The 26,558-nt window shown below is 66.1% G+C and carries 32 protein-coding genes; 9 read left to right on the top strand and 23 right to left on the bottom strand.

Annotation, left to right across the window (positions count from 1 at the left end; genetic code table 11):
• Window positions 1-2 precede the first annotated feature (2 nt).
• The 3 genes from FGL25_RS06675 to FGL25_RS06665 all read right to left on the bottom strand — a co-directional run bounded on the left by FGL25_RS06675 (window position 3) and on the right by FGL25_RS06665 (window position 4,010).
• On the bottom strand, window positions 3-1,700 hold the full coding sequence (locus FGL25_RS06675; RefSeq protein ID WP_138141308.1) for a cisplatin damage response ATP-dependent DNA ligase: 1,698 nt from the start codon (window positions 1,698-1,700) through the stop codon (window positions 3-5).
• A gap of 76 nt (window positions 1,701-1,776) precedes the next feature.
• Entirely contained in the window at window positions 1,777-3,594 is a 1,818-nt protein-coding gene (locus tag FGL25_RS06670; protein ID WP_138141307.1) for a response regulator, read from the bottom strand.
• 116 nt (window positions 3,595-3,710) lie between these two features.
• A complete protein-coding gene (locus FGL25_RS06665) occupies window positions 3,711-4,010 on the bottom strand; it encodes a BolA family protein (RefSeq protein ID WP_046654126.1) in 300 nt (99 codons plus the stop codon).
• A gap of 44 nt (window positions 4,011-4,054) precedes the next feature.
• Between FGL25_RS06665 and FGL25_RS06660 the strand changes: the two genes are divergently transcribed.
• Window positions 4,055-4,729 (top strand): J domain-containing protein, encoded by a 675-nt coding sequence (locus FGL25_RS06660; protein ID WP_138141306.1) that lies wholly within the window; start codon window positions 4,055-4,057, stop codon window positions 4,727-4,729.
• Here FGL25_RS06660 and FGL25_RS06655 read toward each other — a convergent pair.
• Complete coding sequence (locus FGL25_RS06655; RefSeq protein ID WP_003165290.1) at window positions 4,689-4,961, bottom strand: hypothetical protein; 273 nt, start codon at window positions 4,959-4,961, stop codon at window positions 4,689-4,691. The genes FGL25_RS06660 and FGL25_RS06655 overlap by 41 nt on opposite strands.
• A gap of 143 nt (window positions 4,962-5,104) precedes the next feature.
• Here FGL25_RS06655 and FGL25_RS06650 point away from each other — a divergent pair, with 143 nt between their 5' ends.
• Together FGL25_RS06650 and cobS are read left to right on the top strand one after the other, a co-directional pair.
• Window positions 5,105-5,533, top strand: coding sequence for an organic hydroperoxide resistance protein (locus tag FGL25_RS06650; protein ID WP_003165291.1), 429 nt, complete (start codon window positions 5,105-5,107; stop codon window positions 5,531-5,533).
• 75 nt (window positions 5,534-5,608) lie between these two features.
• On the top strand, window positions 5,609-6,619 hold the full coding sequence (cobS, locus tag FGL25_RS06645; RefSeq protein ID WP_197733810.1) for a cobaltochelatase subunit CobS: 1,011 nt from the start codon (window positions 5,609-5,611) through the stop codon (window positions 6,617-6,619).
• A 60-nt stretch (window positions 6,620-6,679) separates the two neighbouring features.
• Here cobS and FGL25_RS06640 read toward each other — a convergent pair whose 3' ends face one another.
• Window positions 6,680-7,735, bottom strand: a complete 1,056-nt coding sequence (locus tag FGL25_RS06640; RefSeq protein WP_138141304.1) for a COX15/CtaA family protein — start codon at window positions 7,733-7,735, stop codon at window positions 6,680-6,682.
• A gap of 141 nt (window positions 7,736-7,876) precedes the next feature.
• On the opposite strand from FGL25_RS06640, the gene FGL25_RS06635 reads away from it, so the two are divergent.
• The 3 genes from FGL25_RS06635 to FGL25_RS06625 are packed head-to-tail and all read left to right on the top strand — an operon-like array spanning window position 7,877 to window position 9,052.
• Window positions 7,877-8,128, top strand: a complete 252-nt coding sequence (locus FGL25_RS06635; protein WP_003165294.1) for a hypothetical protein — start codon at window positions 7,877-7,879, stop codon at window positions 8,126-8,128.
• On the top strand, window positions 8,128-8,328 hold the full coding sequence (locus tag FGL25_RS06630) for a DUF2842 domain-containing protein (RefSeq protein WP_138141303.1): 201 nt from the start codon (window positions 8,128-8,130) through the stop codon (window positions 8,326-8,328). The genes FGL25_RS06635 and FGL25_RS06630 overlap by 1 nt, the downstream gene beginning before the upstream one ends.
• A 34-nt stretch (window positions 8,329-8,362) precedes the next feature.
• Entirely contained in the window at window positions 8,363-9,052 is a 690-nt protein-coding gene (locus FGL25_RS06625; RefSeq protein ID WP_138141302.1) for a VIT1/CCC1 transporter family protein, read from the top strand.
• On the opposite strand, the gene FGL25_RS06620 is transcribed toward FGL25_RS06625, so the two are convergent.
• Window positions 9,049-9,759, bottom strand: a complete 711-nt coding sequence (locus FGL25_RS06620; RefSeq protein ID WP_167493311.1) for a LytTR family DNA-binding domain-containing protein — start codon at window positions 9,757-9,759, stop codon at window positions 9,049-9,051. The two genes, FGL25_RS06625 and FGL25_RS06620, sit on opposite strands and share 4 nt — an antisense overlap.
• A 191-nt stretch (window positions 9,760-9,950) precedes the next feature.
• Here FGL25_RS06620 and FGL25_RS06615 point away from each other — a divergent pair, with 191 nt between their 5' ends.
• The 3 genes from FGL25_RS06615 to FGL25_RS06600 all read left to right on the top strand — a co-directional run bounded on the left by FGL25_RS06615 (window position 9,951) and on the right by FGL25_RS06600 (window position 15,275).
• Window positions 9,951-10,916 carry an alpha/beta hydrolase family protein gene (locus tag FGL25_RS06615; protein WP_138141300.1) on the top strand — a complete coding sequence of 322 codons (966 nt, stop codon included), beginning with the start codon at window positions 9,951-9,953 and terminating at the stop codon, window positions 10,914-10,916.
• Between the two features lie 310 nt (window positions 10,917-11,226).
• Window positions 11,227-13,461 carry an adenosylcobalamin-dependent ribonucleoside-diphosphate reductase gene (locus FGL25_RS06605; protein ID WP_138141299.1) on the top strand — a complete coding sequence of 745 codons (2,235 nt, stop codon included), beginning with the start codon at window positions 11,227-11,229 and terminating at the stop codon, window positions 13,459-13,461.
• Window positions 13,462-13,544: 83 nt separating this feature from the next.
• Window positions 13,545-15,275, top strand: coding sequence for a pyridoxal phosphate-dependent decarboxylase family protein (locus tag FGL25_RS06600; RefSeq protein ID WP_167493310.1), 1,731 nt, complete (start codon window positions 13,545-13,547; stop codon window positions 15,273-15,275).
• Window positions 15,276-15,306: 31 nt separating this feature from the next.
• On the opposite strand, the gene FGL25_RS06595 is transcribed toward FGL25_RS06600, so the two are convergent.
• From FGL25_RS06595 to FGL25_RS16840, 17 genes are all read right to left on the bottom strand, one after another.
• Window positions 15,307-15,588 carry a chorismate mutase gene (locus FGL25_RS06595; RefSeq protein ID WP_125902184.1) on the bottom strand — a complete coding sequence of 94 codons (282 nt, stop codon included), beginning with the start codon at window positions 15,586-15,588 and terminating at the stop codon, window positions 15,307-15,309.
• Complete coding sequence (ubiV, locus tag FGL25_RS06590; RefSeq protein WP_252970066.1) at window positions 15,588-16,475, bottom strand: ubiquinone anaerobic biosynthesis protein UbiV; 888 nt, start codon at window positions 16,473-16,475, stop codon at window positions 15,588-15,590. The genes FGL25_RS06595 and ubiV overlap by 1 nt, the downstream gene beginning before the upstream one ends.
• Window positions 16,476-16,486: 11 nt before the next feature.
• Window positions 16,487-17,437, bottom strand: coding sequence for a ubiquinone anaerobic biosynthesis protein UbiU (ubiU, locus tag FGL25_RS06585; protein WP_436835259.1), 951 nt, complete (start codon window positions 17,435-17,437; stop codon window positions 16,487-16,489).
• Window positions 17,438-17,478: 41 nt separating this feature from the next.
• Window positions 17,479-18,096 (bottom strand): ubiquinone anaerobic biosynthesis accessory factor UbiT, encoded by a 618-nt coding sequence (gene ubiT, locus FGL25_RS06580; protein ID WP_138141294.1) that lies wholly within the window; start codon window positions 18,094-18,096, stop codon window positions 17,479-17,481.
• Window positions 18,097-18,189: 93 nt separating this feature from the next.
• Window positions 18,190-18,702: a 6-pyruvoyl trahydropterin synthase family protein gene (locus FGL25_RS06575; RefSeq protein ID WP_125902188.1), complete on the bottom strand. Its 513-nt coding sequence runs from the start codon at window positions 18,700-18,702 to the stop codon at window positions 18,190-18,192.
• 122 nt (window positions 18,703-18,824) lie between these two features.
• On the bottom strand, window positions 18,825-20,180 hold the full coding sequence (gene hemN, locus FGL25_RS06570; RefSeq protein WP_138141293.1) for an oxygen-independent coproporphyrinogen III oxidase: 1,356 nt from the start codon (window positions 20,178-20,180) through the stop codon (window positions 18,825-18,827).
• 41 nt (window positions 20,181-20,221) lie between these two features.
• Complete coding sequence (locus tag FGL25_RS06565; protein WP_138141292.1) at window positions 20,222-20,905, bottom strand: alternative oxidase; 684 nt, start codon at window positions 20,903-20,905, stop codon at window positions 20,222-20,224.
• Window positions 20,902-21,588 (bottom strand): helix-turn-helix domain-containing protein, encoded by a 687-nt coding sequence (locus FGL25_RS06560; protein ID WP_138141291.1) that lies wholly within the window; start codon window positions 21,586-21,588, stop codon window positions 20,902-20,904. The genes FGL25_RS06565 and FGL25_RS06560 overlap by 4 nt, the downstream gene beginning before the upstream one ends.
• Before the next feature lie 96 nt (window positions 21,589-21,684).
• Window positions 21,685-22,086: a pseudoazurin gene (locus tag FGL25_RS06555; RefSeq protein WP_252970063.1), complete on the bottom strand. Its 402-nt coding sequence runs from the start codon at window positions 22,084-22,086 to the stop codon at window positions 21,685-21,687.
• A gap of 57 nt (window positions 22,087-22,143) precedes the next feature.
• Window positions 22,144-22,773, bottom strand: a complete 630-nt coding sequence (locus FGL25_RS06550) for an ATP-binding cassette domain-containing protein (protein ID WP_252970062.1) — start codon at window positions 22,771-22,773, stop codon at window positions 22,144-22,146.
• 73 nt (window positions 22,774-22,846) lie between these two features.
• Window positions 22,847-23,530, bottom strand: a complete 684-nt coding sequence (gene modB / locus FGL25_RS06545) for a molybdate ABC transporter permease subunit (protein ID WP_252970061.1) — start codon at window positions 23,528-23,530, stop codon at window positions 22,847-22,849.
• Window positions 23,527-24,333, bottom strand: coding sequence for a molybdate ABC transporter substrate-binding protein (gene modA / locus FGL25_RS06540; RefSeq protein ID WP_197733809.1), 807 nt, complete (start codon window positions 24,331-24,333; stop codon window positions 23,527-23,529). Before modA ends, modB begins: the two co-directional genes overlap by 4 nt.
• The gene (locus FGL25_RS06535; protein ID WP_138141288.1) at window positions 24,330-24,833 is read right to left on the bottom strand and encodes a molybdopterin-binding oxidoreductase; all 504 of its coding nucleotides are present in this window, start codon (window positions 24,831-24,833) and stop codon (window positions 24,330-24,332) included. Before FGL25_RS06535 ends, modA begins: the two co-directional genes overlap by 4 nt.
• Before the next feature lies 1 nt (window position 24,834).
• On the bottom strand, window positions 24,835-25,410 hold the full coding sequence (locus FGL25_RS06530; protein ID WP_138141287.1) for a TOBE domain-containing protein: 576 nt from the start codon (window positions 25,408-25,410) through the stop codon (window positions 24,835-24,837).
• Entirely contained in the window at window positions 25,403-25,636 is a 234-nt protein-coding gene (locus tag FGL25_RS06525) for a winged helix-turn-helix domain-containing protein (protein ID WP_138141286.1), read from the bottom strand. The genes FGL25_RS06530 and FGL25_RS06525 overlap by 8 nt, the downstream gene beginning before the upstream one ends.
• Window positions 25,636-26,277: a TonB-dependent receptor plug domain-containing protein gene (locus tag FGL25_RS06520; RefSeq protein ID WP_167493309.1), complete on the bottom strand. Its 642-nt coding sequence runs from the start codon at window positions 26,275-26,277 to the stop codon at window positions 25,636-25,638. Before FGL25_RS06520 ends, FGL25_RS06525 begins: the two co-directional genes overlap by 1 nt.
• On the bottom strand, window positions 26,225-26,518 hold the full coding sequence (locus FGL25_RS16840) for a hypothetical protein (protein ID WP_167493308.1): 294 nt from the start codon (window positions 26,516-26,518) through the stop codon (window positions 26,225-26,227). Before FGL25_RS16840 ends, FGL25_RS06520 begins: the two co-directional genes overlap by 53 nt.
• Window positions 26,519-26,558 lie beyond the last annotated feature (40 nt).

The raw sequence follows: 26,558 nt of genomic DNA, 5'->3' as shown, positions 1-26,558 counted from the left end.
GGTCAAGCTTTTTCACCGGCGTTGACCCGCCCGCCGCCGCGTTCGATGGCGTCCAGCAGGTCCAGAACGGAGTCCAGGGCGTCGGCCTCCCGCGCTGGCTTGTCCCAGCGGATGCGGCTGACGCGCGGAAAGCGCATGGCCACCCCCGACTTGTGCCGCGTGGAGCGCTGCAATCCCTCGAAGGCGATCTCCAGCACCAGGCCGAAATCACGCTCGGCGCGGACGGCGCGAACAGGGCCGAAGCGATCCGTCGTGTGATCGCGGACGAACTTGTCGATCTGCTTCAACTCTTCGTCGGTGAAGCCGAAATAGGCCTTGCCGACGGGCGTCAGCGTCCCCTCCTCCGTCCAGACCCCGAAGGTGTAGTCGGAATAATAGCCGGACCGTTTCCCGTGGCCGCGCTGGGCGTACATCAGTACGGCGTCAATGACGTGCGGATCGCGCTTCCACTTGAACCACGGCCCCTTGGGGCGGCCCGCCACATACAGGCTGTCACGACGCTTCAGCATCAGCCCTTCGGCCGCAGCGCCCACAGGCGGATCGGCGCGCAGAGCCGCCAGATCGTCCCAATCTGTGAATTTCAGCAGAGGCGACAGGCCCAACCGCTCTCCATCATGCTCAGCCGCCAGTCGCTCCAACCGCCCCCGCCGCTCGGCCAGGGGCAGGCTGCGCAGATCCTCCGCCCCTTCGGCCAACAAATCATAAGCCAGGATGCCCGCCGGATAGTCCTGAATCAGTCGGGCGCTCGCCGTCTTGCGGTTCAGCCGCTGTTGCAGGTCGCCGAAGGGCGCCACCACTCCGTCGCGGATCACCAGCAGCTCGCCGTCCACCGCTCCCTCAAAGCGCAACCCCGCCGCCACATCGGGAAAGGCGGCTGAAATCTCGTCGCCCGTGCGGGAATAGAGGCGCGTCTGACCGCCCTCGCGCACCGCCTGGACGCGAATGCCGTCCCACTTCCATTCAGCGAAGAAATCAGCGGGGTCCAGGCGCGGCAGGTCCAGCCCTTCGTCCAGAGCCGTCGCCAGCATGACCGGGCGAAACCGGCCGGGCGCATCCGCGCTGGGCTGCTCCGCCAGCCCCTCCACCCAGGCGAACAGATCCTCATAGGGCGGCCTCAGAGCGTGCCAGATTTCCTCAATATCGCCGACGGTGATGGGCGGCAGGCTTTCCGTCGCCTCACGGCCATCCGGGCTGGGCGGGTCGATCACGGTCGCCGGACGCATCATGGCCACGGCCGTACGCGCCAGCCGCGCCGACAGACCGACCCGCAGCCCGCCCGTCACCAATTTCAGCAAGGCCCAACGCCCCTTGGGCTCAAGCGCGTCCAGCCAACCTTCAATCAGAGACGGCGCTTCCGCGCGATCAGCCCGCATAAGGGCGTCCACGACCTCGCCCAATTCCGGCTCGCGATTGGCGCGGTGCATCGGATCGCGCGGCCAGATCAGCGCCGTCGTCTCCGCCAAGTCGCCGACATAGTCATAGGACCAGCCGAACAAGACCGGGTCCACCCGCGCCTCGACCGCCTTGCGGATCATGGCGGGCTTGGCCGTGGCGAAGCTCAGATCGCCGGTCAACGCCGCCAAGGCCCAGCCACGATCGGGATCGGACGTCGCCTTCAGATAATCGCGTAGCAAAATCAGCTTCGCATTGCGCGAAGTCGTCAGCGACAGGCGATCCAACAGTTCAGCGAAGGGACGCAATCGGGCTCCAGCTCTTCAGGCGCCCCCGCACAACGGCCTAGAAGCCATAGGTTTCCCTAGACTTCCGCTTGCCGGATCAAGCGGCCGCCGCCTCGTTGCCCTGCTCCGCAAGGCGACGCAACGCGGCTCGCCCGCCTTGAGCGTGAACCATCAGGGCCGAAAGACTTCGGAAATCGATCGGCTTGTTCAGATAGGCGTCAGCACCCGCCGCCAGACCCGCCTCATGGTCTTCGTTCCGCGCAGAGGCCGACAGGAAGATGATGGGCGTCTCAGCGTTGACGCCCCCGTCTTCGCGGATCAGGCGCGTCGCAGCCAGTCCATCCATAACCGGCATGTTGACGTCCATGATGATCAGATCGAACCGCTGGTCGCGGGCGGCGTCCACCGCTTCCCGCCCATTCTCGGCCATGCTGGTGCGCCGTCCCGTGGACGCCATCCAAGCCTCAAGGATCATACGGTTGACGGGGTGATCCTCGACCACCAGCACTTCCATGCCGTCGCCGGCAACGACGTCGCCTTCTGCGACGGCCGCGGCCTCGGCGGCGCGCCAGGCCACCACTTCGCCTTCGACGACAAAGGTGAAGGTCGACCCTTCGCCCAGACTCGAGGTCACGGAAATCTCTCCGCCCATGATGTTGGCCAGGCGACGCGAAATCGTCAGCCCCAAACCCGTTCCGCCGAACCGTCGCGTCGAGGACGCGTCCACCTGAGTAAAGGGCTGGAACAGTTGATCCATATCGTCGTCGGAAATACCCGAGCCGCTGTCGATCACGACGAACTCAAAGGCCACCCGACGTTCCGAGACACGACGCCCGCGTGTCACGAACCGCACCGCCCCCTGATCCGTGAACTTGACGGCGTTGGACAGAAGGTTCTGCACGACCTGACAGACGCGCAAAGGATCCCCCCGCACCACGGCCGGCACATCGCCTTCAAATTCCGCGATGAAATTCAGGCCCTTCGCTTCAGCCTGGGCTTCGAACGGGCCGACGATGCGGCGATGCAAATCCTCCAGATTCACGTCCACCGCTTCGAAATTCATGCGCCCCGCCTCGATCTTCGTCATGTCGAGGATGTCGTTCAGCAGGCTCAGCAGATTGTCGCCGGAGTTACGGATAATGGCCAGATACTCACGCTGCGCCCCTTCCAGCCGAGTGGCGCTAAGCAATTGCGCCGCGCCCAGCACCCCGTTCATCGGCGTGCGCAACTCGTGGGAGATGACGCCCAGGAAGTTGGATTTCGCCTCATTGGCCGCGTCGGCCTTGTCGCGGGCGGCTTCCAGTTCCTCGATCAGATGAGCCTGATGTTCCTGAAAGGCGCGGATGCGCTCCTCGCGCAGCATGGTCATCGTCACCAGAACGAACAGGCTGGCCGCCGTGAACGGCGCCAAGGCCACAAAGGGCCAGAAGACCGGATCGCCCAGCAGATTGACGGCGATGATCGCCGCCGCCGCGCCATAAGGGGAGGAGATCAAAATAGCCTGTCGCGGCGAATTGCGCAGTTGGGCGAAGACCAGCACATAGCCCGACATCAAAAAGGCGATAGCCAGTTCACGCCCGAACATCGACGACGAGAACCAGGCCAGCAGCGGAGCCACGGCCCAGACCGCCGTGGTGGCCGTGGCCACAGCCGGGAACACCAGGCCCCAGCCGCTGCCCGCTCTCTGGCTGACTCGCTTTTCGACTTCCCCGCGCAGGGCGCCCGCCGCCAGGGTGGCCACGAACCAGACCAGACCGTGCGCCAGGCCGACCGTCGCGATCAAGCCCAGCGCCCAGCTGACGATGATGAGATAGCGCAGATAGTGAGTCTGCAGGATGGCGGTCAGGGCCTGGGCCGCTTCGCCCGGTGCTTGCGCCCCTTCCATCCCCTTTGTGAACCCGTCAGATCCAACCATCGCGACGCCCCCGCCCGCTGCAAAATGCTTCGGGTGCGGACGCTAAGGGGAAAGGTTCTAAGACGATATGAATGCGGATAACTACGTAATCCGAATTTCTTGCACGTCTGTGGGTATCAAGATTGAGCTTCCTGCGGCGTCTGCGCCCGGATCGAAAGCGCGTGAACAGGCCCGGCCAGCTCCGCCTTCAACACCGCGTTGACCGCCCGTTGGCGCTGCACGCGATTTTGCCCCGAGAAGGCCTCTGAAACGATAGTCAGCTGAAAATGGCTCTCGCCGTTGTCACGGCCGTCGATTCCGCCCTCGTGGTGATGACCGGCGTGTTTCCAGCTGTCGTCTTCCAGATCCAGGCGCACCGGGGCGAAGGCCGCCGTCAGTTTTTCGCGCATAACCGTCGCGATCGGGCCGTCAGACATGGGAACTCCTTGAAGCTGTCCAATTCGGCCTTACACTTCGGGCGATGTCTGCGTCTTTTCAATACAAGCCTCGCTTCACCGATATTCGGGTGAAGCCGCCGCGTCCCGACGAGGAACAGGAAGCGGCGGAGGATGTCCTGCGTCTCAAGCCGGGCGAGAAACCCTGCGACTGGGCCGACTGCACGCGTCCGGCCACGGCGCGCGCGCCGAAGTCGCGTGAGCAACTGAACGAGTTCTACAACTTCTGCCAGGCGCACGCGGGCCAGTACAACAAGAGCTGGAACTTCTACGCGGGCATGAACGAGGGCCAGATTCGCGCCGCTCAGGAAAACGAGGCCATGACCGGCGGCCGCCCCACCTGGCAGATGAAGGCGGGCCCGCAGACGCGCGAGGCCGCCGCCTTCGCTGCGAAGTTCGGCACGGCCAATAACTCAGGCGCCGGTTCGTGGCGCGACAGTTTCGGCCTGTTCGGTCGCAGGGTGAACGGCGACGCCCCCGTCCAGAACGACCCCCATCATGGAATGGGACGCCTTGAACGCACCGCCCTGGCCGACCTTGGCCTTGAGCCCGGCGCCGACAAGGCGGCCATCAAGGCTCGCTATCACGAGATGCTCAAGCGCTTTCACCCCGACACCAACGGCGGCGACCGTGGCGCGGAAGCCAAGCTTCAGAGCGTCATCAAGGCCTGGAAAACCTTGAAAAAGGCCGGGCACGCCTGAGCGATCGTAACAGACCGCCTTCACCCGGCAAGGCGTCAACGCGGATCATGGCCTGACCGACGGCCGAGGAATCCCAGATTTCCGCAAAGACCTCGGCCCCGGATTCGTCCAGCATCATGCGCTGTGTTTCCTGGATCGCCTCGGTGAAGCTGTCGGCCTCCAAGGGGAACATCTGAGGCGTCCTTCCGGGCGCATCATAGACATAGCAAAAATATTGCGTGTGCGTTTCCATGTCCCTCTCCCCCGACGGGAGCGATGCCTAATTATTAACACCCTCTTGCCGATTTCCCGAATCACAGAACCGTTGTTTCTGACGGGCGTTGCCTCCGTGTCATCCCCCATTTGATCCCCAGGCTGGGGATAAGGAGTCCACAGATGGAAGTCTTGTACCGCGCCCACGCCACAGCCTCTGGCGGAGGTCGCGACGAAGGCCGATCGGCCACTGACGACGGCAAGATCGACGTGCGCCTGTCCGTTCCCACCGAAATGGGCGGCAAGGGCGGCGATGGAACCAACCCAGAGCAGCTTTTCGCCACGGGTTACGCCGCTTGCTACCTCGGCGCCCTGCGGCTGGTCTCAGGCAAGGCGGGCACGCCGGTCGGCCCCGACACCAAGGTCGCGGCCGGGATCGGTTTCGGCAAGAACACGCGCGGCGAAGGCTTCAATCTCGACGTAACCCTGCGGGTGTCGGACCATGGCCTGGATAGCGCGGTGATCAACGATCTGATCCAGAAGGCGCATCAGGTCTGCCCCTATTCCAACGCCACGCGCGGCAACGTCGACGTGGACCTGTCGGCGGAATAGAGCGACCGGCCCAGGGCGAATAATCCATCCGGCCCCTCGCGCGTGTTGAGCCGCGCGCGCGAGGGCGCTAGGTGGATGGCCATGACCTCTCCGCTCGACGCCTCCCCCGATCCGCTCGTCATCCTTGAACCGCACCGCAAGATCACGCTGAAGGAAGCGTTCGGCATCGACTCCGACATGGTCGTGCCCGCCTTCGAAACGCGCGACAGCCACGTGCCCGAGATCGACGAATCCTATCGCTTCGATCCCCAGACGACTCTCGCCATCTGCGCGGGCTTCGCCTACGACCGCCGCGTGATGGTTCAGGGCTATCACGGCACCGGCAAGTCGACCCACATCGAGCAGGTCGCCGCCCGCCTGAACTGGCCCATGGTTCGCGTCAACCTGGACGCCCACGTCAGCCGCATCGACCTGATCGGCAAGGACGCCATCGTCCTGAAGGAAGGCAAGCAGATCACCGAATTCCGCGAGGGCATCCTGCCGTGGTCGCTGCAGCGCCCGGTCGCCCTGGTGTTCGACGAATATGACGCGGGCCGTCCAGACGTCATGTTCGTGATCCAGCGTGTACTGGAGGCTCAAGGCCGCCTGACCCTGCTGGACCAGAACCGCGTCATTCGTCCGAACAAGTGGTTCCGCCTGTTCGCCACCTCGAACACGGTCGGCCTAGGCGACACCACGGGCCTGTACCACGGCGCCCAGCAGATCAACCAGGCGCAGCTGGACCGCTGGAACATCGTCACGACGCTCAACTATCTCGACCACGACGTCGAGGCCGAGATCGTCGCCGCCAAGGTGCCGGAGTGGAACGACGCCGAGGGCAAGCGCCGCATCGCCGCCATGGTCCGCGTCGCCGACATGACCCGCAACGCTTTCATGAACGGCGACATCTCGACCGTCATGTCGCCCCGCACGGTCATCACCTGGGCCCAGAACGCCATCATCTTTGGCGGCGACGTGGCCCTGAGCTTCCGCCTGACCTTCCTGAACAAGTGCGACGAACTGGAACGGCCGACCATCGCTGAGTTCTATCAGCGCGCCTTCGGCGAAGACCTGCCGGAATCCGCCACTCGGGTGAAGATCGGCTAAAGGGTTCCCTCTCGCGCAATTGAGAAGGCCGCCTTCCCGATCCGGAAGGCGGCCTTTTTCTTAGCGAAGCCCCGAGGCGAACATCCTCGGACGTGAACGCCGCACCAGCCACAGATTCACCGTGGCCGTCGCCAGCACCAGCGCCGCCACAGCCTGGTGCAGCACGCCGAGCGTCACCGGCACGGCATGGATAAGCGTCAGGACGCCCAGTCCCGCCTGCAGCCACAGCGCGCCCGCCAGAACCAGGGCCGAAGCGCCCAGCCCCTCGCCCAGGCGCCCGCGCAGCGCCTGGACCGCATAGAAGGTGCCCGCGAACAGCAGCACATAGGCGCCGATCCGGTGGTTCAGTTGCACCAGCCCCTGATCGTGCAAGAAGGCCAGCGCCCCCTGCCCCCACTCGACCGGCGGGAACAGGGCGCCGTTCATCATCGGCCAGTCGGTGTAGATCATGCCCGCCTTGGCCCCGGCCACCAGACCGCCGAGCAGGCACTGGAAGAAGACGCCGCCCAGCAGCAGGCCCGCGCCCCAGCTCCAGCCGCGCGGCGCGCGCGTGAAGTCCGAACCCGACCAGGCCTCTAGCCCCGTCCAGATCAGGCCGGCGAAGATCAGAAAGGCCAGGCCCAGGTGGGTCGTCAGCCGCTCCGGGGCCACATCGATGCGCTCAGCCAGGCCGCTGGACACCATCCACCAGCCGATCAGCCCCTGCAGGCCGCCCAGGGCCAACAGGATCGCACAGCGTCCGATCAGACGACGCGGCATGGCGCGGAAGGCCAGGAACAGGACGAAGGGCACGGCGAAGACCACGCCGATCAGCCGGCCCAGCAAACGGTGCGCCCATTCCCACCAGAAGATGTACTGGAACTCCGCCATGCTCATGCCGGCGTTGACCTCGACGTACTGAGGAATGGCCTTGTACTTGTCGAAGGCTTCGACCCAGTCGGCGTGGTTCATCGGCGGCAGGGCGCCCATGATAGGCTTCCATTCCGTGATCGACAGACCCGAGCCGGTCAGGCGCGTCGCGCCCCCGACCACCACCATGGCGAACACCAAGGTCGCGCAGAAAAACAGCCACAGCGCCACCGCGCGGCTGTGGTCCAATTCACCAAAACGCTTCATTCGACGCCTGCCGTTCGCCCCGATATGCTTGCCGCCTCTTTCACAGGCGGCGGAACCGAGGGATATGCCCCTCCCGCGAGGCAAGATCGAGTCGGTTTCTACGCCAAAGCGTCGCACAACATTCAAGGGGAGCGCCAAGCGGTGCAATATGTCGAGATCGCCATCGCCTTGGCCGGGGCCCTGGGCCTGGCCTGGATCGCCGACCTGCTGACCGGGCGGCGCGGCCTGGGCGGGACCATTCTGGTCGCCCTGGTCAGCGGCGCATGCGGCGCCTTCCTGGCCGTGCGGGTGTTCGCCGTGGCCACTCTATCCGACTGGGAATGGCTGCCCTGGGCCTTTGCCGCCGTGGTCCTGGGCCTGGTCGCCTTCTTCCTGTTCCGGAGCAAGCGCTGATGCCTCCTCGCGCCCGCCGCTTCGTCGCCACCCTGGCCGTCGTCTTCTTCCTGGCTTTCTGGGTGTGGGGCGCCGTGACCCTGCATGACCACCTGCCGGACGCCTGGTGGATCGATCTGATCTTCTTCGCTGTGGCAGGGATCGGCTGGGGCGTGCCGCTCATTCCCCTGCTGCGCTGGGCCGAGCGCGAGCCTAAATAGGCTTTGGCTTCAGCCGTCATCGGGAGAAGAGAGCATGCTTCACAGGGAAACGCACCGGGTCGAGCGTATAGGCTGGCTCAGGGCGGCGGTGCTCGGCGCCAATGACGGCTTGGTCTCGACCGCGAGCCTGATCGTAGGGGTCGCGGCCGCGGCGTCCAGCCAAGGCGCAGTTCTGATCGCGGGGGTCGCGGGTCTGGCCGCCGGCGCCATGTCCATGGCCGCAGGCGAATACGTCTCAGTCAGTTCCCAGTCCGACACTGAAAAGGCCGATCTCGCACGCGAAACTTCCGAACTGGCCAGGGATCACGAGGCCGAGGTGCGGGAATTGGCCGGGATCTACGCCGCTCGCGGCGTCACGCCCGATCTAGCGACAGAGGTCGCGAAACAGATGATGGCGCACGACGCTCTCGGCGCCCACGCCCGCGATGAGCTGGGCATATCCGAAATCACCACCGCCCGTCCTATCCAGGCGGCGATCACTTCGGCCGTGACCTTCTCGGCCGGAGCCGCCCTGCCCCTGGTCGTGGCCGCCTTGGCGCCCTTGGCCGGTCTGGCTCTATGGGTCGCAGGATCGGCGTTGCTAGGCCTGGCTCTGCTAGGAGCCTTGGGCGCAAAGGCCGGAGGCGCGCCCATCGGCCGCTCAGTTGCGCGCGTGGTCTTCTGGGGCGCGCTCGCCATGGGCATAACGGCAGGCGTCGGTCGCCTGTTCGGCGTCGTCGCCTAAAGCCAGCCTTCCTCACGCAAGGCGCCGACGCGGGCGCGCGACACCGGCGCCTCAAGCCCGCCGCCCAGGCGCAGGCGCATGTTGCGCCCGTCCTCAACAACGCCGGTCACGCCCGCACGCGCCACCCACCATGAGCGATGGGTCTGCGCTCCATCCACGTCCTTCAATCCCGCCATGGCCTGCGACAAGGACATCAACACCAAGGCCGACCCTTCCGGCGTATGCACCCGGACATAGTGATCCTCCATCTGCAGACACAGGACGGTCCGTCCCAGCCTGGCCGGCAGGCGGTCGCGCGGGTCGGCGGATTCGGCCTGGGGTTTGTCCGTCGTCGCCTCACGTGGCCGGGTCGCCCACATCATGCCCGCCGTAGCCAGGGCGCTGATCACCAGGCCCTGGCCGTACCATTCCAGCCAACCCACTTCTCCCACCACCGGCCACAACCGCACCGCCAGCGTCCGGCTGAGCACGACAGGTAAAAGGGTCAGAACCGCCACCGCCGGCGGCGTCCAGATCCAGGCTGAAATCCGTCGCCTCGACGCCCAGCGCGCCAGGATCGGCAGGCTGACGCCGAAAGCCAGCCACCCGGCCCACAGGCAGACCACCCAATAGACCGTCCGCACCGGCAGGGTTCCGCTCAGATAGCTGCCGAACGGTCCGATGACCCCCAGCGCCAGCCCCACGGCGGTCGAGACAGCGAAGCCCATGGCCGCCGCCCGCCATCGTCTGCCCTTCAGTGACCTCGATTCCATGGCTGCAGATTAGCAAGCGCCACCGCCGATGATAGCGATTCGCCGGGCTGCGAACCCGTTCGCCCGTTCGCCCATATCGGCTGGCGCAGCGACGCTTCACGGCCTCACACAGCCTCATCACCTTTCGCCATGAGGCCCAAACCCACATGAACACCGCCGCCCTGATCGCCGCCGCCTCCATCTTGTTGAGCGCCTGCGCCGCGACCGCCGCGCCTGCGCCCGTCGCCCCGCCGCAAGCCTTCGATCCCATGATCCGCGACGGCGTACTCTCCGCGCGCCTGTCCATTCCCGACAGCGGCCAGCCAGTCATCGAGGCGGGCGTGTGGCTTCCAACCGAAGCGGCGGCGGAACCGCGTCCCCTGATCGTCATCTCACACGGCAACGGCGGCGACTTCCGCAGCCATCACGACACCGCTGCGGCCCTGGCGAAAGCGGGATTCGTCGTCGCCGCCCTGACCCACACGGGCGACAATTGGCGCGATCAGAGCCGCGCCACGGACATCGTCGGCCGCACGCGTCAGCTATCAGTACTGATCGACTACATGACCAAGGATTGGAGCGCTCGCGCCGGAATCGACGCGGGCCGCATCGGAGCCTTCGGCTTTTCCGCAGGGGGATTCACGGTTCTGGCGGCGGCGGGCGGCGATCCCGACCTGGGGCGACTGACCGATCACTGCCGCGCCAACCCCGGCTTCTATGACTGCCGCCTGATCGGCCAGCCCGCTGGAACGATGAAGGAGGCCGCCGCCGCCCCGCGTCTGCCGCATGACGCCCGCCTCAAGGCCTTGGTCGTCGCCGCGCCAGCCCTGGGCTTCACCTTCACAAAAGACGGCCTGCGCAACGTCACCCAGCCGATCCAGTTGTGGCAGGCCGGCGCCGACCAGATCCTGCCCGCTCCCTTCTATGTCGAACCGGTGCGCGACGCCTTGCCCACGCCTCCTGAATACCATCGCGTCGAGGGTGCGACGCACTTCGACTTCCTGCCGCCCTGCTCGCCGAAACTGGCCGCTGCCGCTCCTTTGATCTGCACGCCGACGCCAGGGTTTGACCGCGCAGTCTTCCACGACGCCCTGAACGACGAAGTGATCCGTTTTTTCAAAGCTCAACTTTAAGTCCTGGAGCCATGTCATCAGCTATCCGCACTATCTGGCCATGGTCGACAAAGGGCGCCCGCCCAACGTTCGAGCTCCTGAAACCGCCAAACGCTACTGCGGCCGGCGCTGATCATTCGAGCGAACGACGCCCCTTGCCGCGCTCGCCGCACGTCACTCTCGAACTGAGCTGAAAAGGAACCGCCTGAACGAAGGCGGGGCGATGCGAACCTGCCAAATATCAAGTCCGGCCGCATACGTGTCTTTGTCTGAACGCAAACTCCCGCGCGTCTGAATCAGTCAGCCTGACTGCCTCTCGAAGGAGGACCGCATGGCGTTCGACAACCCTCTCGCCGCTGAAATCTGGCGCAGCAAATATCGCTTCAATGCATCAGACGGCGGCGGAGACGAAACCGTCGAGCAGACCTGGTCGCGGGTCGCCGCAGCCGTCGCGGACGCTGAAGCTCCGAAAGCGCGCCGCATCTGGCGTGACAGGTTCGCGGACGCCCTGTCGGATTTCCAGTTCCTGCCCGCCGGACGCATCCTGGCGGGGGCCGGGACAGCGCGATCGGTGACGCTGTTCAACTGCTTCGTCATGGGCGAGGTGCCCGACGATCTTCCCGGCATATTCGCCGCTGTCCGCGAGGCTGCGGTGACCATGCAGCAGGGCGGCGGCGTGGGCATGGACTTCTCGACCATTCGGCCGTCGGGCGCAGCCGTTAAAGGCGTGGGCGCAGACGCCTCCGGTCCGTTGAGTTTCATGGATGTCTGGGACGCCATGTGCCGCACCATCCTGTCGGCCGGCCAGAGGCGCGGGGCTATGATGGGCTGCCTCAGGATCGACCACCCGGACATCGAGGCCTTCATCGACGCTAAGCGCGATCCTGGACGGCTGAGAAATTTCAATGTTTCCGTCCTGGTGCCGGACAGCTTCATGCAAGTGCTCGAAAGCGATGGGGAATGGCCCCTGACGTTCGCGGGCGAGACCTATCGCACGGTTCAGGCGCGCGAACTTTGGCGGCGGCTGATGCAAGCCACGTATGACGTCGCCGAGCCCGGCGTCATCTTCATCGACCAGGTCAACGACCGAAACAATCTGGCCTGGTGCGAAACCATTTCCGCCAGCAATCCCTGCGGCGAGCAGATGCTGCCGCCATACGGCGCCTGTCTTCTGGGATCGATCAACCTGGCGCGACTTGTCTCCACGCCGTTCGACAAGGGCGCCGTGCTGGATGAAGAACGGCTGGGCCAACTGACCCGGACGGCCGTCCGTTTTCTCGACAATGTCATCGACGTCTCCCGCTACCCTCTGGAAGCTCAGGCGGCGGAAGCGCGAGCCAAGCGTCGGATCGGCCTCGGGGTCACGGGACTGGCCGACGCCCTGGTCTTCTGCGGCGCCCGCTACGGCGAAGCGAATGCCGAGGCCCTGACCCAGCAGTGGCTCGGCGTGATCAAGCGCGAAGCCTATCGCGCCTCGGCCGAACTGGCCGCCGAGAAAGGCGCCTTTCCGCTTTATGATGCCGCCATTCTGGACACGCCGAACCTCAAGGCTTTGGACGAGGAGACGCGAGACCTGATCGCCCGCCACGGCCTGCGCAACGGCTGCCTGACCTCTGTGGCCCCCACGGGCACGACCTCGCTGCTGGCCGGAAACGTTTCGTCCGGCGTCGAGCCCGTCTTCGCCTTCTCCTATACGCGAAAGGTGCTGCAACCCGACGGGACACGGCGCGAAGAGGCGGTCGAGGACTACGCCCTCACGGTCTGGAAGCGGCTGCATGGAGAGACTCCGCCCCCGCAGGACGTATTCGTCACCGCTCAGACCCTTACGCCGCTTCACCATCTTCGGATGCAGTCGGCGGCTCAGGCCTTCATCGACAGCTCGATCTCGAAGACCGTCAACTGCCCCGAAGACATCTCTTTCGAAGACTTCTCGGAGGTCTATGTCCAGGGGTGGCGCATGGGGTGCAAGGGTCTGACGACCTACCGCCCCAATGCGGTGACCGGCTCGGTCCTGACGGTAGACCCTCCCTCAGCTCCCGACGACAGGCCGCGCCCCCCCCCGGAGTTGGTCCTGCTTCCCCGATCCGAGTCGCTTGATGGAAAGACCTACAAGGTCAAATGGCCAGACAGCCCCCACGCCGTCTACGTCACCATCAACGACATCGAAGGTCCGGACGGCCCCTTGCCGTTCGAGATCTTCATCAACTCCAAGAACATGGAGCACTACGCTTGGACCCTCGGCCTCACCCGCATGATCTCGGCCGTGTTCCGACGCGGCGGGGACGTCGGCTTCGTCGCCGAAGAACTCAAGGCTGTCTTCGATCCTCGCGGCGGAGGTTGGCTGCACGGACGTTACGTCCCTTCCCTCCTGGCCGCGATCGGCGGGGTGATCGAGCGGCACCTAGCGCGCTCCGAAACGCCCGGGAATGACCACATCTCGGCCGTCTCCGCGCACCAGGAAGGCCCTCGCCACGGCCCCTCCTGCCCACGCTGCGGCGGCGGCTCCCTCATACGCAAAGAGGGCTGCGACAGCTGCGAGGACTGCGGTTACTCGAAATGCGGCTAGGCCGCGCGCCCCACGCCGACATCCAGGCGCCGCCCGTCCCCGACAAGCAGCGTCGCATCCTCCAGAATTCGCGAGCATCAATCATGGCGCCCGTTTCCCTCGCCAACAGTCTTGTCGCCAGCCATTTTCCGGGGGCCCGCGGCGAGAACGCCGTCCGGATTCAGACAGCCCTGGCCGGCGTGCTCGATCACTGGTTCGAGTGGCGACGGGCCCTTTTCCCACAGGACGCTTCCGCCAACGCCTGCTCGCGGGATGAGGACCATGAGATCCTGACGGATCAACTCCACCGGCTTTGTCAGGCCTTGAGCGCCGAAACTCCGACCTGCACCCCGCGCTACATCGCGCACATGAAGTCGGACATATCGACGCCCGCCCTGCTCGGCTGGATCGCCGCCATGCTGCACAATCCGAACAACACCTCGCGGGACGCCAGCCGCGTCGGAAGCGTGCTGGAAACGGAAGCCATCGAGATGCTGGCGACCATGCTGGGCTATGACCCTCAGACGGCCCAGGGGCATTTCACCTCCGGCGGCACCGTCGCCAACATGGAAGCCGTCTGGCGCGCGCGCTGCCGGATGGATCACTGGCTCAGCCTGGCCCTGTGGCTCGCCGAGCAGACAGGGCGTCCGCTTGACGTCTTCGCCGACGCCCATATGGGATGGAACCGCTACCGAAGCCTGCGAGAAACGCACGAGCCGACCGAAGAGGCGCTACGCCTTTGCAGCGCCGCGGCGGGCGACCCGGTCGATATCTGGCGCCGACTGGATCGCGCCTCGGGCGGCAGTTGGCGTGGTCCGGTGCTGCTGGCTCCAGCCACAGCGCACTATTCCTGGCGCAAGGCGGCCAGCGTATTCGGTCTGGGCGAGAACGCCCTGTGGAGCGTCGCCCTCGACGCCGATGGCCGAATGGACATGAAAGCTTTCGACGGCCTGGTCGCTCGCGCTCGCGACGAAGGCCGCCCGATCCTGCTGACAGTGGGCGTCGCCGGCGCTACGGAAACCGGACAGATCGACTCCCTGCACGTCTGGCGACAGCGTCTGGACGGTCTCCGCCAAGAAGGCGGATTTCATGTCTGGAGTCATGTGGACGCCGCCTACGGCGGTTTCTTCCGCATAGCGAAGAAGGTGTTCGACACCAGAGCCGCCGCGGCTCTGGACGCCCTGGGCGCAGCCGATTCCGTCACCATCGACCCCCATAAACTCGGCTACACGCCCTACGCCTGCGGCGCCTTTCTCGTCCGCGACAAGGAAAGCTACGCCGTATCCACCTTCGACGCCCCCTATCTGGCGCGGCCGGAACTGGGCGACGCTAAATGGGCCTCAACCCTCGAAGGATCGCGTTCGGGCGCCGGCGCCGCTGCCGTGTGGCTGACCGGACGCACACTCGGTTTCGATCCGACAGGCCTCGGCGAGGTGCTCGCCGAGACGATCCGCGCCCGACGTCAGTTCCAGGCGAAGATGGTGGATCTGGTCCCGGAAGCGCGTTTTCTCGAGCCGTCCGACACCAACATCGCCTGTTGCTCCATCGCCGCAGCCGGCGAACGGCTCTCATCGGCCAATCGCCGGACCCACGCCCTGTTTGAGGTCATCAGCCAGGCTCCCGGCTTCTCGGTATCGAAGACGGAGCTCGGCCCAGCCAGCGCCGCGGTCATCGATAGCCACGTGAAGCGCTGGCGAGGCGTGGTGGACGCCCCGACCATGACCGTGATCCGATGCGTTTTCACCAATCCCTACTGGAGCGACGCCCAAACCCGGACCGCGCTCTTTGAAGAGTTCGCGGTACTGGTGAAGGACAGCATTCAGGTCGCTGCTTGAAGTTTTCCGTCGCTGGTCATCAACAAGGCGCCTAACCCTCTCCTGCCTGTAGGCGGCGCTCCTGCCGACCCGCGCTGACCTCCATAAGCAGGCCCCAGATTCTTTCTACCGCTTCAGGGCACAGACCGAGGACGTCTGCCTGGCTCCGCATGTGAGACAGGACAGCGGCGATACGCTGATCATCTCGAACCGCATCGGCCGTCTTGAAGGCCGCCATAGCATCGGTCAGCCGCTGCCGGGCGGCCAGGAGCCAGATGATCCGCTCATCGATCACATCGATCCGGTTTCGCAGCAAGGCGCGCTCCATCTCCATCACGCGAAACGCGCAGGCGCGACTCCGGCCTGTCCGTGCAGATAGCCGCCGACGAACGGCGTCGATGAAACGACCGCTCGCACGTTCTCCGCCAGTTCGCGAGCGGTCAGACTATTGTCGGCGTAGGCGCGAAAGGCCCGCGCGACGGCTGCCATATCCCCGGTGTGAGGCGATAGGCGAAGGGCGCTCACCCCGGCTGTCCGCATTTCGGCCACGGAGAAATCCGGCATCTGGATTCCATAGGACTGGGTCTGGACGCCGTTCACCGCAAGAAACGGCTCGCCCTCAAGGGTCCGCAACGTCATGCCGTCGGGGTCTTGATCGCAGACGAACTGACAGGCGTCCTTGTGAAGACCATGGCTGCGCGCGTGATAGCAGCGGCCCGACAGGGCGAGCGGCAGACGGCCGAAGGCGAATAACTCGATCTCCATGCCCGGCCGGCGCGCCGCGATCTCGCCGATCGCCTCGAGAGACAACTCGACGTTCGGACAGAGCCGCACGCAGCCCAGACGAGCCAACTCCTCGACCGCCCCTTCATTATAAGCGTTCAACAGCGGCCCGGCGACAAACGGCCCCTCGCGCACCAGCAAGGCCGACACGTCGTTGACCTCGATCAGATCCGGAACCTGGCTCAGGGCCGCTATCGCCTTGCGGTCCCGGACGGTCGCAGGAAGCGCCAGACCTGACCAGACCACGGTCTTTCCAGCCTCGATGAGCCGCTCGGCCGCCGCCGCCAGCGCATGTTCTGTCAGCGGCGAACGCTTTCCGCACACCACCTCTCCCAGATAGACGCGGTCGATCGTCGGCTCTGCGGCGATCGTCTCATAGAAGGCGGCGAGCCGTTCCGATGACCAGTGGTAAAACACGGGGCCGAGGGCGATCTCCATGGACGTCTCTTTCATCGCCAGGTCTTTCTGTAGGCGCCGGCCGTCTCGCGTCCCCCCTCGGCAAGGTCGCTGAGCAGGCCTTCGAACGGCTGCGGATCACGGCCGGCGTCCAGGGCGTCTATGGCCTGACGAAAGGCGCCGGCGACGCGCGCCACATAGGCCTTGCCGCGCTGGCGTCCCTCGACCTTCACCGCTGTGACGCCCGCAGCCCGCAATCCGGACAGAAGGCCCATGGCGTTCAGACTGACAGGATCCTCAAAAAGATAAGACAGCCGGCCCCGTGTTTCGAAGCGCCCTTTGCAGAGGGTCGGATAGCCTGCTTTCTCGCCCAGCGGATAGCGATCAAGCGCAAACCCGGCGAGGCGCGAGACAAGCGCTTCATCCTCCTCCGTGTAGGTCACGGCTTCAGGGGGCGAGCATACGCCGCAGAGATTGGGAGATCGCTTCGCAGCGTAGGAAGATAGGGCGCATCGCCCTTCGGCCATGACGCAGAGTCCGCCGAAAACAAAGGCTTCAGTCTCGACCTCCACCTCCCGCATGAGCGACGCGATCTCCTGCACGCTGAGCACGCGCGGCAGGACGACGCGCCGGACATTATAGGCGCTGGCGTAAAAGCGTATGGCGTCCGGCGAGCCGGCCGCCGCCTGGACGGAAAGGTGCAGCCTCAGTTCGGGCCATCGCTCCCGGGCATAGGCCAGCAGGCCGAAATCGGCCACAATCACCGCATCCGCCCCGGAAACGGCGGCGGCGTCGATCGAGGCCTGCCACCGCGCAGTTTCGCCCGGCCGGGCGAAGGTGTTGACCGCGACCAGCACCCGCCGACCTCGCACGTGCGCCCACGCGCACGCCTGGGCCAGTTCGTCTGGAGAAAAGTTCAGCCCAGGGAAGTTCCGGGCGTTCGTTTCATCTCTGAGGCCGCAGTAGACGCTGTCCGCGCCAGCCTCGACGGCGGCCCGAAGCATGGCCGGCGACCCGGCTGGACAAACCAGTTCGATCGATCCCCTCATGCGCCCGCGCCTCGCCTGTTGAGCCAGTCCAGTCCGCGCCGCGCCAAGGCGTTAACCGCGCCGCGCAAGGCGGGGGGCGCGCCGACGAGATCGGCGGGAGCGAGCTCGGCGGCTTCGAGCGTATTGTGCAGACCGACGACAGTCTGGGTGTCTCCGGTCACGACCAGACGGCGAGAAAAGAAGGCGGCGTCGGCGTCAGACCGACCGTCGAGCACCTCCAACAGGAGCGGCAAGGGTCCGGCGATGCTGGCTGCGCACGGCCCCTTGGCATCGCGGCCGACCACCGCGACCGGACGGCAAGTGTCGGTCAGCCGCAATCGAAACCTGATCGGCAGGTTGGATGGGACGATGTCGATGGAGGTATCCGCGACAGGGCCCAGACGTTCAAACACTTCCGGGCGGCGACGACGTAAATCTCGAACTCCCCTGGCCAGCAGTCGCTCCGGCACGGTGCGAAGCGCGATCAGCGTCTTTTCAATGGCTACGTCGCGGAGGCGTTCGCGCCGCCGACTTCGCCGACGCGTCGAAGACGAATTCGGTGACGCGGGCGCCTCCTCAAGGCCCCCCGCAGCAGGCTTCAGGACGGGATCGGGATAAGAACGGAGCGTCGGCATGACCGTCACCCTAGCGCCCGGCTCGGCGCTCGCCTTGCCGACCGGCAAAAGGCCGCCGGACGACACGATTGACCGGCATCAAGAGGGCGCCTCCTATTCAAGCCTCTCGAGCACCGCCCGCATGACGTCGTCGACGGTCTGCTGAAGCTGCGCGTCCGGTTGCTCATAGACGGCGCTATTGGCTCCGTGCTCGAAGCACTCGACCGCACGCAGGCGGCATCGCCCCTGTGTTGCGTCATGGACCATGGGCTGAACCATCGCGAACACATGTTGGGCCAGCCGTTCGCAGCTTGTTCCCGGCACCATGCGGATGTCGGCCAATCCGCATCGCGCCAGCTCCTCAAACTTCTCGCGCGCCGGGTCGTCCGCAGCGACCAGAAGGGTGTGATCGAAGGTCGCGTGGAGCCAGCGTCGGACGGCGCCGAAGCCGCCCTCGCCGAAATCGAGCACCCAGCCGCGACGATCCAGGGTTTCAGCCGCGAAGGTGAAGCGAAATCCGAGAGAATAGCCGTGCATGAGCTGACAGTCTGTGCGGGCATCCCACTGACGAAACACGCACGACAGGCCCCGCTCGGCGCCATAGGTCTTGATCGAATGAAAGGGCATACCCGCTTCTCCTTGAGCACGCTCCCGGCCTAATCCGCGCGAAGGGGCGCGGCCCGACCCCGCCGTCAAATGCACACGCCAAAACCGTCAAGCACGGGCTTGACGGTTTTCAAGCCGCCGATTCAGATCGCCCGGGCGTGGCGTCCCTCAGCCTCCGGCAAGCGGGCGTCGAAGGCCGCCGCCGTCACCCGCGCCAGCCGACGAGCGGCTTCGGGAATGCGTACGCGACGCCCCATCACCTCGCACAGGCCAGCTTCTTCAAGCGGACGGAGCGTCTCGAGACAGGCGTCCAGCCGCCCCGCCCCGACGCCGTGACGTAGGCATACCTCTTCCAGATCTACGTCCAGATAGGTCATCAGGCTTTCGATCACCTCACTGCGCAACCGATCCTCGTCCGTCACGACGAGAAAGCGAGCGACCGGCAGGCGCCCGGCGCCCACAGCCTCGCGCCATGTTCGCGCATCGACAGCGTTCTGGACCATTGCCGAAGGCTGCTGGCCGATCGCCGAGGGGCCGAAGGGGATGAGGATTGAGGCAGGGTCGTCGGTATAGCCTTGAAAGTTCCGCCGCAGACGCCGGTCGTCCAAAGCTCGAGACAAGGGATCACAGGGACGAGCGTAGTGATCGAGACCGATCCTGCGATACCCTCCCTCCGTCAGGACGGCGTCTGCCGCGCCCGCCTGCTCCCATCGACCCGCGACGTCCGCCAAGGTGCCCTCCTCGATCAACTTCTGGTGTTTCTTCATCCACGGTACATGGGCGTAGCCGAAGACCGCCAGGCGATCCGGCTCCAACGAGGCCGCCAAGCGAGCCGTAGCGGCCACATTGTCGGGCGTCTGGGCCGGCAGACCGTACATCAGGTCGAAGTTGACGCCCCTGATCCCGGCCTGCCGAAGCCGCCTCACCGCCTCCGCCACCTGTGCGAAGGGCTGCGGCCTGTTGATCAGAGCCTGCACGTCGGCGTCGAATGTCTGGACTCCCAGGCTGGCGCGCGTAACGCCGGCCTGTCCCAAACCGTCCACAAAGGCGGGATTGAGCAAGGCTGGGTCCAGTTCGACGGCGATCTCGGCGTCGGGCGCAAAGATAAAGATATCCTGCAGCGCCCGCACCACCGCCCCAAAATCCTCCGGCCGCAAGGCGTTCGGGCTGCCGCCTCCGAAGTGAAGATGACGGACTTGCCCCTTCCAGGACTCGGCCCGCGTCCGCCAGAGATTGATCTCCTTCAGGAGCACCTCATGGAAAGCGGCGATGCGTTCGTAGGAGGAGACGATGGTGGTGTTGCATCCGCAATACCAGCACAGCCGCTCGCAGAAGGGCACATGGACATAGAGCGAAAGAGCGTTGTCTGATCCGTCTTCCGACCAAGGGACATCGCCCGTTCTCACCGGCCGAAAAGCGATCGCCGTGGGATAGCTGGTGTAACGGGGCAGCGATCTGGACGCGAAGGGAAGCCAGGCAGAAGGAAGCGGATCGATCATGAAACGGCTCGGGACATAGGGGACGAGCGCCGGACGCGCGATCAGGAAGCCGTCCAGTGTGGCTTGATCGGGACTGGCTTGCGCTCACGCGCCCGAGTCAATTCGTCTGCGATGGCGTGGTTGACGTCGCGATGCCCCATCTCGTCGGCCCGCACCATAAAGATCACGTCCCAGAGGGTCGCATCCTCCGGCAACCCCCAATAGTCGCGGGCCATCTGCGGCGCATCCGGGTTCGGGCTGCGTCCTTCGTCGATCTCGGCCAGATAATGGGTGTAGCTGGCCACCGCCTCATCCTCGAGATAGGCGGCCAACCGGTGCGCAGTGGGCGCGGAGCAGAGATACAATACGCAGAAGACCAGATAGGCCCCTCCTTGCGCCATCATGATCGCGAGGCGTTCGATCAGACCCGGACGATGAACCTCGACAAAGGTCATCAGATGCATCCGTTCGTTCTCTGCCTCATTCATCAGCATCCGCACCCGACCCCGATCATCCGTCGTGGTCCGCAGCGCACGGAGATGGGTCAGAGTCGCCGCGACCATGGCCGGCACGGCCGCGATGGTTTCCAACACTACAGCGCGATGCCCGTACCGTCTGGCGAAGACGCCGCCTGCGCAGGTGCGCAATCCCCTGACCGCACCCCGCGCCAACCGGTCGGAAAAGGTACGCGGAACATGACGGCCAGCCAGACCCCCCTGCACTCGTTTTTCTTCGAGGGGCGTCATGGGCACAGCGCCATCAGCCGGTCTCTGCGCATCAGTCGGACCTGACGGCTGGAACGCGCCGCGATCAGACCGTCCGCCTCCAGGTGAGTAAGCGTTCGCGAGACAGTGTGGATGGCGAGGCCGAGAAAATCCGCCATATCCTGACGGCTCATGGGCAAGGTCATGTCCCTGACTGCGCCGATGCGCCGTGCGTAGCTGAGAAGGAAGGCGGCCACGCGCTCCGTGGCGCTCTGTCGCGCCAGGATGGCGGCGTGATCCTGGCTGCGCTGATAGGCGCCCACCGTCGCCGACCACAGGTCACGGGTCAGACGGACATCGTCGGCAGCGAGCGTCGCCAGCCGACGCCGTCCCAGGGCGACCACCTTGGCCGGCGTTACGGCCTGGGCGGTAAGGGAATACTCCACCCCCGCCTCCAAGCCCAGGAACTCGCCCGGAAGGTGAAAGTCGACGACCTGGCGTCGGCCGTCGCCAAGCATGCGATAACTCATCAGCACGCCCTCCTCCACACGATAGACGAAATCGGCTTCCTCGCCCTCGAGGAAGACTTCCTCGCCTGCGCCGACCCGCGTCGCCGCCGTCTGGCTTTCAGCGAAAGCCTTGCAAAGGCGGCAACAGGCGTCGGACGCCGAGACAGCCGATCCAGCCGTTGCGGCCGCTGGCGGTAGGGTGAAGGCGGCGTTCATGACAACCTCATCATTCGATGCCGCGAAGCTAGTCGGGGTCTTCACCCGCAGGTATTCGGGTATCTCGCCTAGGGGAAACACCGGAGTTGCGTCCCGTCAGACCACCTGTTGCAGCATGGCCGTCATCCTGCGACGGGACAGGGTCGGCAGGCGCGCCGCGGCCGTCTGGAACGCTGCGACATCCGCCTTCACATTGCCGACGGCAATCAGGGCCACCATTCCCATTCCCAGGTGCGGCGCGCATTTCACGCCGTAGAGACCGGGGCGTCGGATCGGCAGATCAAGGGTTCGGTTCATCAACCCTCGGGCCAGAGGAACGCCGTCCGGCGTCATTCCGCGGATCAGTTCAGCGTTGTGACCAGGATCCGTAGGAAGAAAACGAACGACGTCGCCGACGAGGGCCCGTATCAGGCCGGGCTCGAAAACCATGGAGCCGGCCGCCCCGCGATTAAGCATACGAACCTCGTGGACGACCGGCTTGGCCGCTGCGCCCAGCATGACCAAGCCCGCCCCACCCATGGCCATGCGTCTGGTGATCATCTGCCTTCCTTCGGATCAGGACGTCGCGAAAAACGGCGACGGGAATGCCTCTACGACGCCCGGGGTCAGCCGGACTTGCGCTCGCGCAACGCCGAGATCGTTCACGCAGACCCCAAGATGCGTCCCGCCCAGCCGTCGCGCCTCAGTCGCCTGATGCGTCACATAGAGGACGCCCGTTCCGGTCCGGTCCCGTCGGCGTTCGATCAATTCCAGGGCCGCCTCGCGGCGAGCTAGGTCCAGTCCCGTCAAGGGCTCGTCCAGCAACAGAAGTCGAGCCGGACGCTGCAGTAGGGCTCGCGCCAGCGCCGTCCGCCGCTTTTCGCCGCCCGACAGGCTCGCCGGCTTGCGACGCAGCAGGCCGCGCAGCCCCAACGCATCCACGACCTGATCGAACTCCTCCATTCCGCGCTCGCGCCTGTGATCCGCGCGGCCGAACAGGAGATTGGCCCTTACGTCCATGTGGGGCAGCAGCCGATCGTCCTGAAAGACGCAGGCGATCGCCCGACGTTCGGGCGCCAGGTCCACCCCTGCGGCCGAGTCGAACAGCGTCGTCCCGTTCAGACGGATGATCCCCCTGTCCGGCCGCCGCAGACCAGCGATCATGTGCAGCAGCGTCGTCTTGCCCGCGCCGGAGGCGCCGGTCACGACGCATAGGGGCTCGTCGATCCGGAACCGAGCGGTCAGGGCGCCCTCCCCGTTTCTCAGGCTGACGTCTGCCTCAAGCCGCATGTCGCCGCCCCTTTCGGATCATGGCTTCGGACGCGACCAGGGCAGCGAGGGAGACGAGGATGGACAAAACCGCCAGGCGGGTCGCCGTTCCTTCTCCGCCCGGCGTCTGCAGGGCGCTGTAGATGGCCAACGAAAGGGTCCGGGTCTCGCCGGGAATATTGGAGACGAAGGCGATCGTGGCCCCGAACTCGCCCAGCGCGCGGGCGAAGCCCAGGACCAGGGCGGCGAGGACGCCAGGCGCGGCGAGCGGCGCGCTTACGCTCCAGAAGACGCGAACCGGACCGGCGCCCAGGCTTCGCGCCGCGTCCTCCAGCCGCCGGTCCACGCCGTCGAACGAAAGCCGCATGGACCGCACCATGAGCGGTAGGGCCATGACGCCTGCGGCCAGGGCCGCGCCGGTCCAGCGGAACATCAGCTCCAGCCCCAAGACCTCTTCCAACCATCGCCCGATCGGCGCGGCGGGCCCGAACAGGCTGAGCAGGAGCCAGCCGACCACCACGGGCGGCGTCACCAATGGCAGGTGAACCAGGCCGTCCAGCAACACCTTGCCCGGAAAGCGGACGCGCGACAGCAGCCAGGCCAGGGCGCACGCAGGGGGCAAGGCGCCCAGGACAGCGACCACGGCGACCTTGAGCGACAGGGCCACGATGCTCCAGTCGGCGGCCTGGATCATGATTCCGCTCCCGCCGCGAAGCCGCGCGCCCGGAAGATGGCGGCGGCCTCGTCCGAGAGCAGGAAGCGCCGGAAGGCCTCGGCCTCCCTGTTGTCGGACCTCGTCAACCGGGCGATGGGATAAACGATCGGCGGATGGGTCGTAGCGGGGAAGACCGCGACCACGGTCGCTCTTTCCGACGCACGGGCGTCGGTCGCATAGACCACGCCCAGAGGCGCAGCGCCGCGCTCGACCAGGGCCAGAGCGGCGCGCACGTTCTCTGCCGGAGCCAAGCGCCCCTCGACCCGCGGCCAGAGCTCCAAGGCCGTGAGGGCGGCCTTGCCGTAGCGTCCGGCCGGGACCGCCTCGGGATCGGCGATGGCCAGCCTTCCCTCGCCCAGGGCCGCATCGAAGGCCCCCTGATCGCGCAGGTCCAGCGGCGCCGCCGGCGCGGGCGCCACCAGCACCAGGCGATTCCGGGCCAGGACGGCGCGCGAGGCGACGACCACGCGCCCCTGATCCTGCAACGCGTCCATCCAGGCCTCGTCCGCCGAGATGAAAAGATCGGCGCGCGCCCCCGCGCCGATCTGGCGAGCCAGGGCCGAAGATCCTGCGAAGGAGACCACCGGAGCGCGATGACCACGTCGCACCCAGGCCTCCGACACGTCACCGATGGCCTCCTGCAAACTCGCCGCGGCGAAGACCACGGGCGCCGTTTCAGCCTCGCCAGTAGACGAACCGCAGCCCGCCAGCAGCGAGGCCGCCAGAAACAGGCCGACGAATCCGCGACGGCCGATCGCAAAGGGCCTATCCGCCCAGGTCAATGGTGCGATCCCGAGTGCGGCAAACCCTGACTCAGATTCAGGATCTCGATCCGCGTCACGCCATAGACCGACCGGGCAGGTCGAATCTCATCCTCGACGATCACCCGGAACCCGGCCGGACGGTCCGCATCGACCGTCGCCGACGGCGCGGCGATGATCGTCCGAGCCGCGCGCAGGCCGGGATCGGTCTCGCCAAGACTCAGAACGACCTGATAGCCGTCGGAGGCGGTGATCCGGACCGCTTGGGCCAGCGCGGCGCCGTGCATCTCCGCGCTCTCCGGCGCGCCTGCCAGACCCAGAAGCTCGAACAGGAGGGGACCGGCATAGGTCACGACGGCTCCGTGGCTGTTTAAGTCGACCGTCTCCTGGGGGAAGGCCAAAAGATCGGCCGCCTCAAGCGCGACCGTCTCGCCGCCGGCGCCCTGCAGGACCAGCGATTGCGCCAGGGCCGGGTCGGGCGCGAGGGCCAGCACGGCTGTCAGGATAAGGGCGATGCGCATCTCAAGTCTCCGTCGCGAGGATTACGTGGGGCGCCTTGACCAGGGCGGTCACGGCGGCGCCGGGGGTCAGGTCGAGCGCCCGCGCGCTCTCCAGAGTCACTGTGGCGACCAGGGTCTTCGCGCCGCCGATGTTCAGGCTGATTTCGCTGTTGACCGCGCCGTCCTCGCGGCCGCTCACGCGCCCCGGAAGCCGGTTGCGCGCCGAGGTTCGCAGCCCGTCGCCCTGAACGAGGACGATGTCGCCGGCCTGGATCAGGACGACGACGGCGGCGCCGGGCGTCAGGCCCAGTCCGTCGATATCGCGATGAGCCAGGATGGAGACGATTTGCGCCTCGTCGCTCAGCGCGACGACGACCTCGCCGTTCACCGCCCCGCGCGTGATTTCCGTCACCCGCCCCCGCAGGGCGTTGCGCACGCTGGTCTTCATGCCCAAACTCCAGAAAAGGTCCGCGGCGATGTCGCCGTCGAAGAGGTCGCCGACCCGGGCCACGGCCGCAGTCAGTTCCGCCCGCACCCGCTCCAGCACGTCAATCATGGCCCGACCGCGCGGCGTGAGGACCGCATTGCCCTTACCCAATCGGCCACGCTCCGCGACGATCAGGGGGCTTTCGAAACAGGTTGTTCAGCGCCTGCACCTGATCCCAGGCGCCCCGATAGCTGAGCCCCAGACGCCGTGCAGCGCCGCTGATCGATCCGGTCTCCTCGACCGCGCGCAGCAGCGCCGTCCGGTCCGTACTGACTGGAGAGCGGCCTTCTCTGAAAAGAGAGACGCTCGCCTCCAGTCCCGCCGCGACCTCGCGCATCAGAACCGCGCCTTCAGGTCGAGACGGACGCTTCGGCCCGCCTCCGGATAACCGTCCGTCAGCATGTAGGTCGCGTCGAAGAGATTTCTGGCGCCGAAGATCAGATCCACGGCGGGCGTGAGCGCGACCTCGGCCGTAATCAGATTGATGCGCCAGTCCACCGTATCCGAAAAATCGCGCCGCCCGCCGTCCTCCAGCGTCGTGGCCTCGAAGCCGCGCGGAAGGGACCAGTGGCCGCGCTCGGCGTAGACGCCGCTGATCTGGGCGTAGCCGCGCTGCGAGGCGCCTCCGACCCGGGCGGTCACGGCATGTCGGGCGGTCTGCAGGCGATTGTCGAATTCCACGCCGACGCCGACCTCTCCCTCGAAGGCCTGGGTCGGTCGGCGCGTCACCAGATTGATCGCCCCGCCCATCGCGCCCGGTCCGTCCAGCACCGAGACATAGCCCTTGGCGACCTGCACCTGCGACAGGTCCGCGGTCAGGAAACGGGCCAGGTCGACACGATTGTCGGCCGGCAGGAATACCCTGACCCCGTCGATCGAGAGGGTCGTCTGAAACCGATCAAAGCCCCGGATCGAGGCGTAGCGCTCATTGGCGTGATCCGCCCGTCGAAACGGCGCTGACCCCAGGCAGGAGGTCAAGCGCCTGATCCACGCTGGTCCGGCCGAAACGCTCGATGTCGTCGGCTCGGATCACGGCGCCGCCGGCCGGACGCCCCATCCGATCCCGAGCTGTGACGACCACTTCTCCCAGTCTATAGGCCTCGCCCAGATTTTCACCCGGACAACCGTCAAACTCCTCGCCTTGTGACTGGACCCGGGCGTGAGCCACGCCGCCGGATAGAAGGGCGACAGCAGTGGTGGCGAGCAGGAGACGTTTCATGAAGACGATCCGTTATGAAGTCCCGCTTCATATAATCGCC

The sequence above is a fragment of the Brevundimonas vancanneytii genome (assembly GCF_901421975.1).
GTDB classification, from domain to species: Bacteria; Pseudomonadota; Alphaproteobacteria; order Caulobacterales; family Caulobacteraceae; genus Brevundimonas; species Brevundimonas diminuta.
Note: the sequence above shows the minus strand (reverse complement) of the source record. Positions and strands in the feature narration are given on the sequence as shown.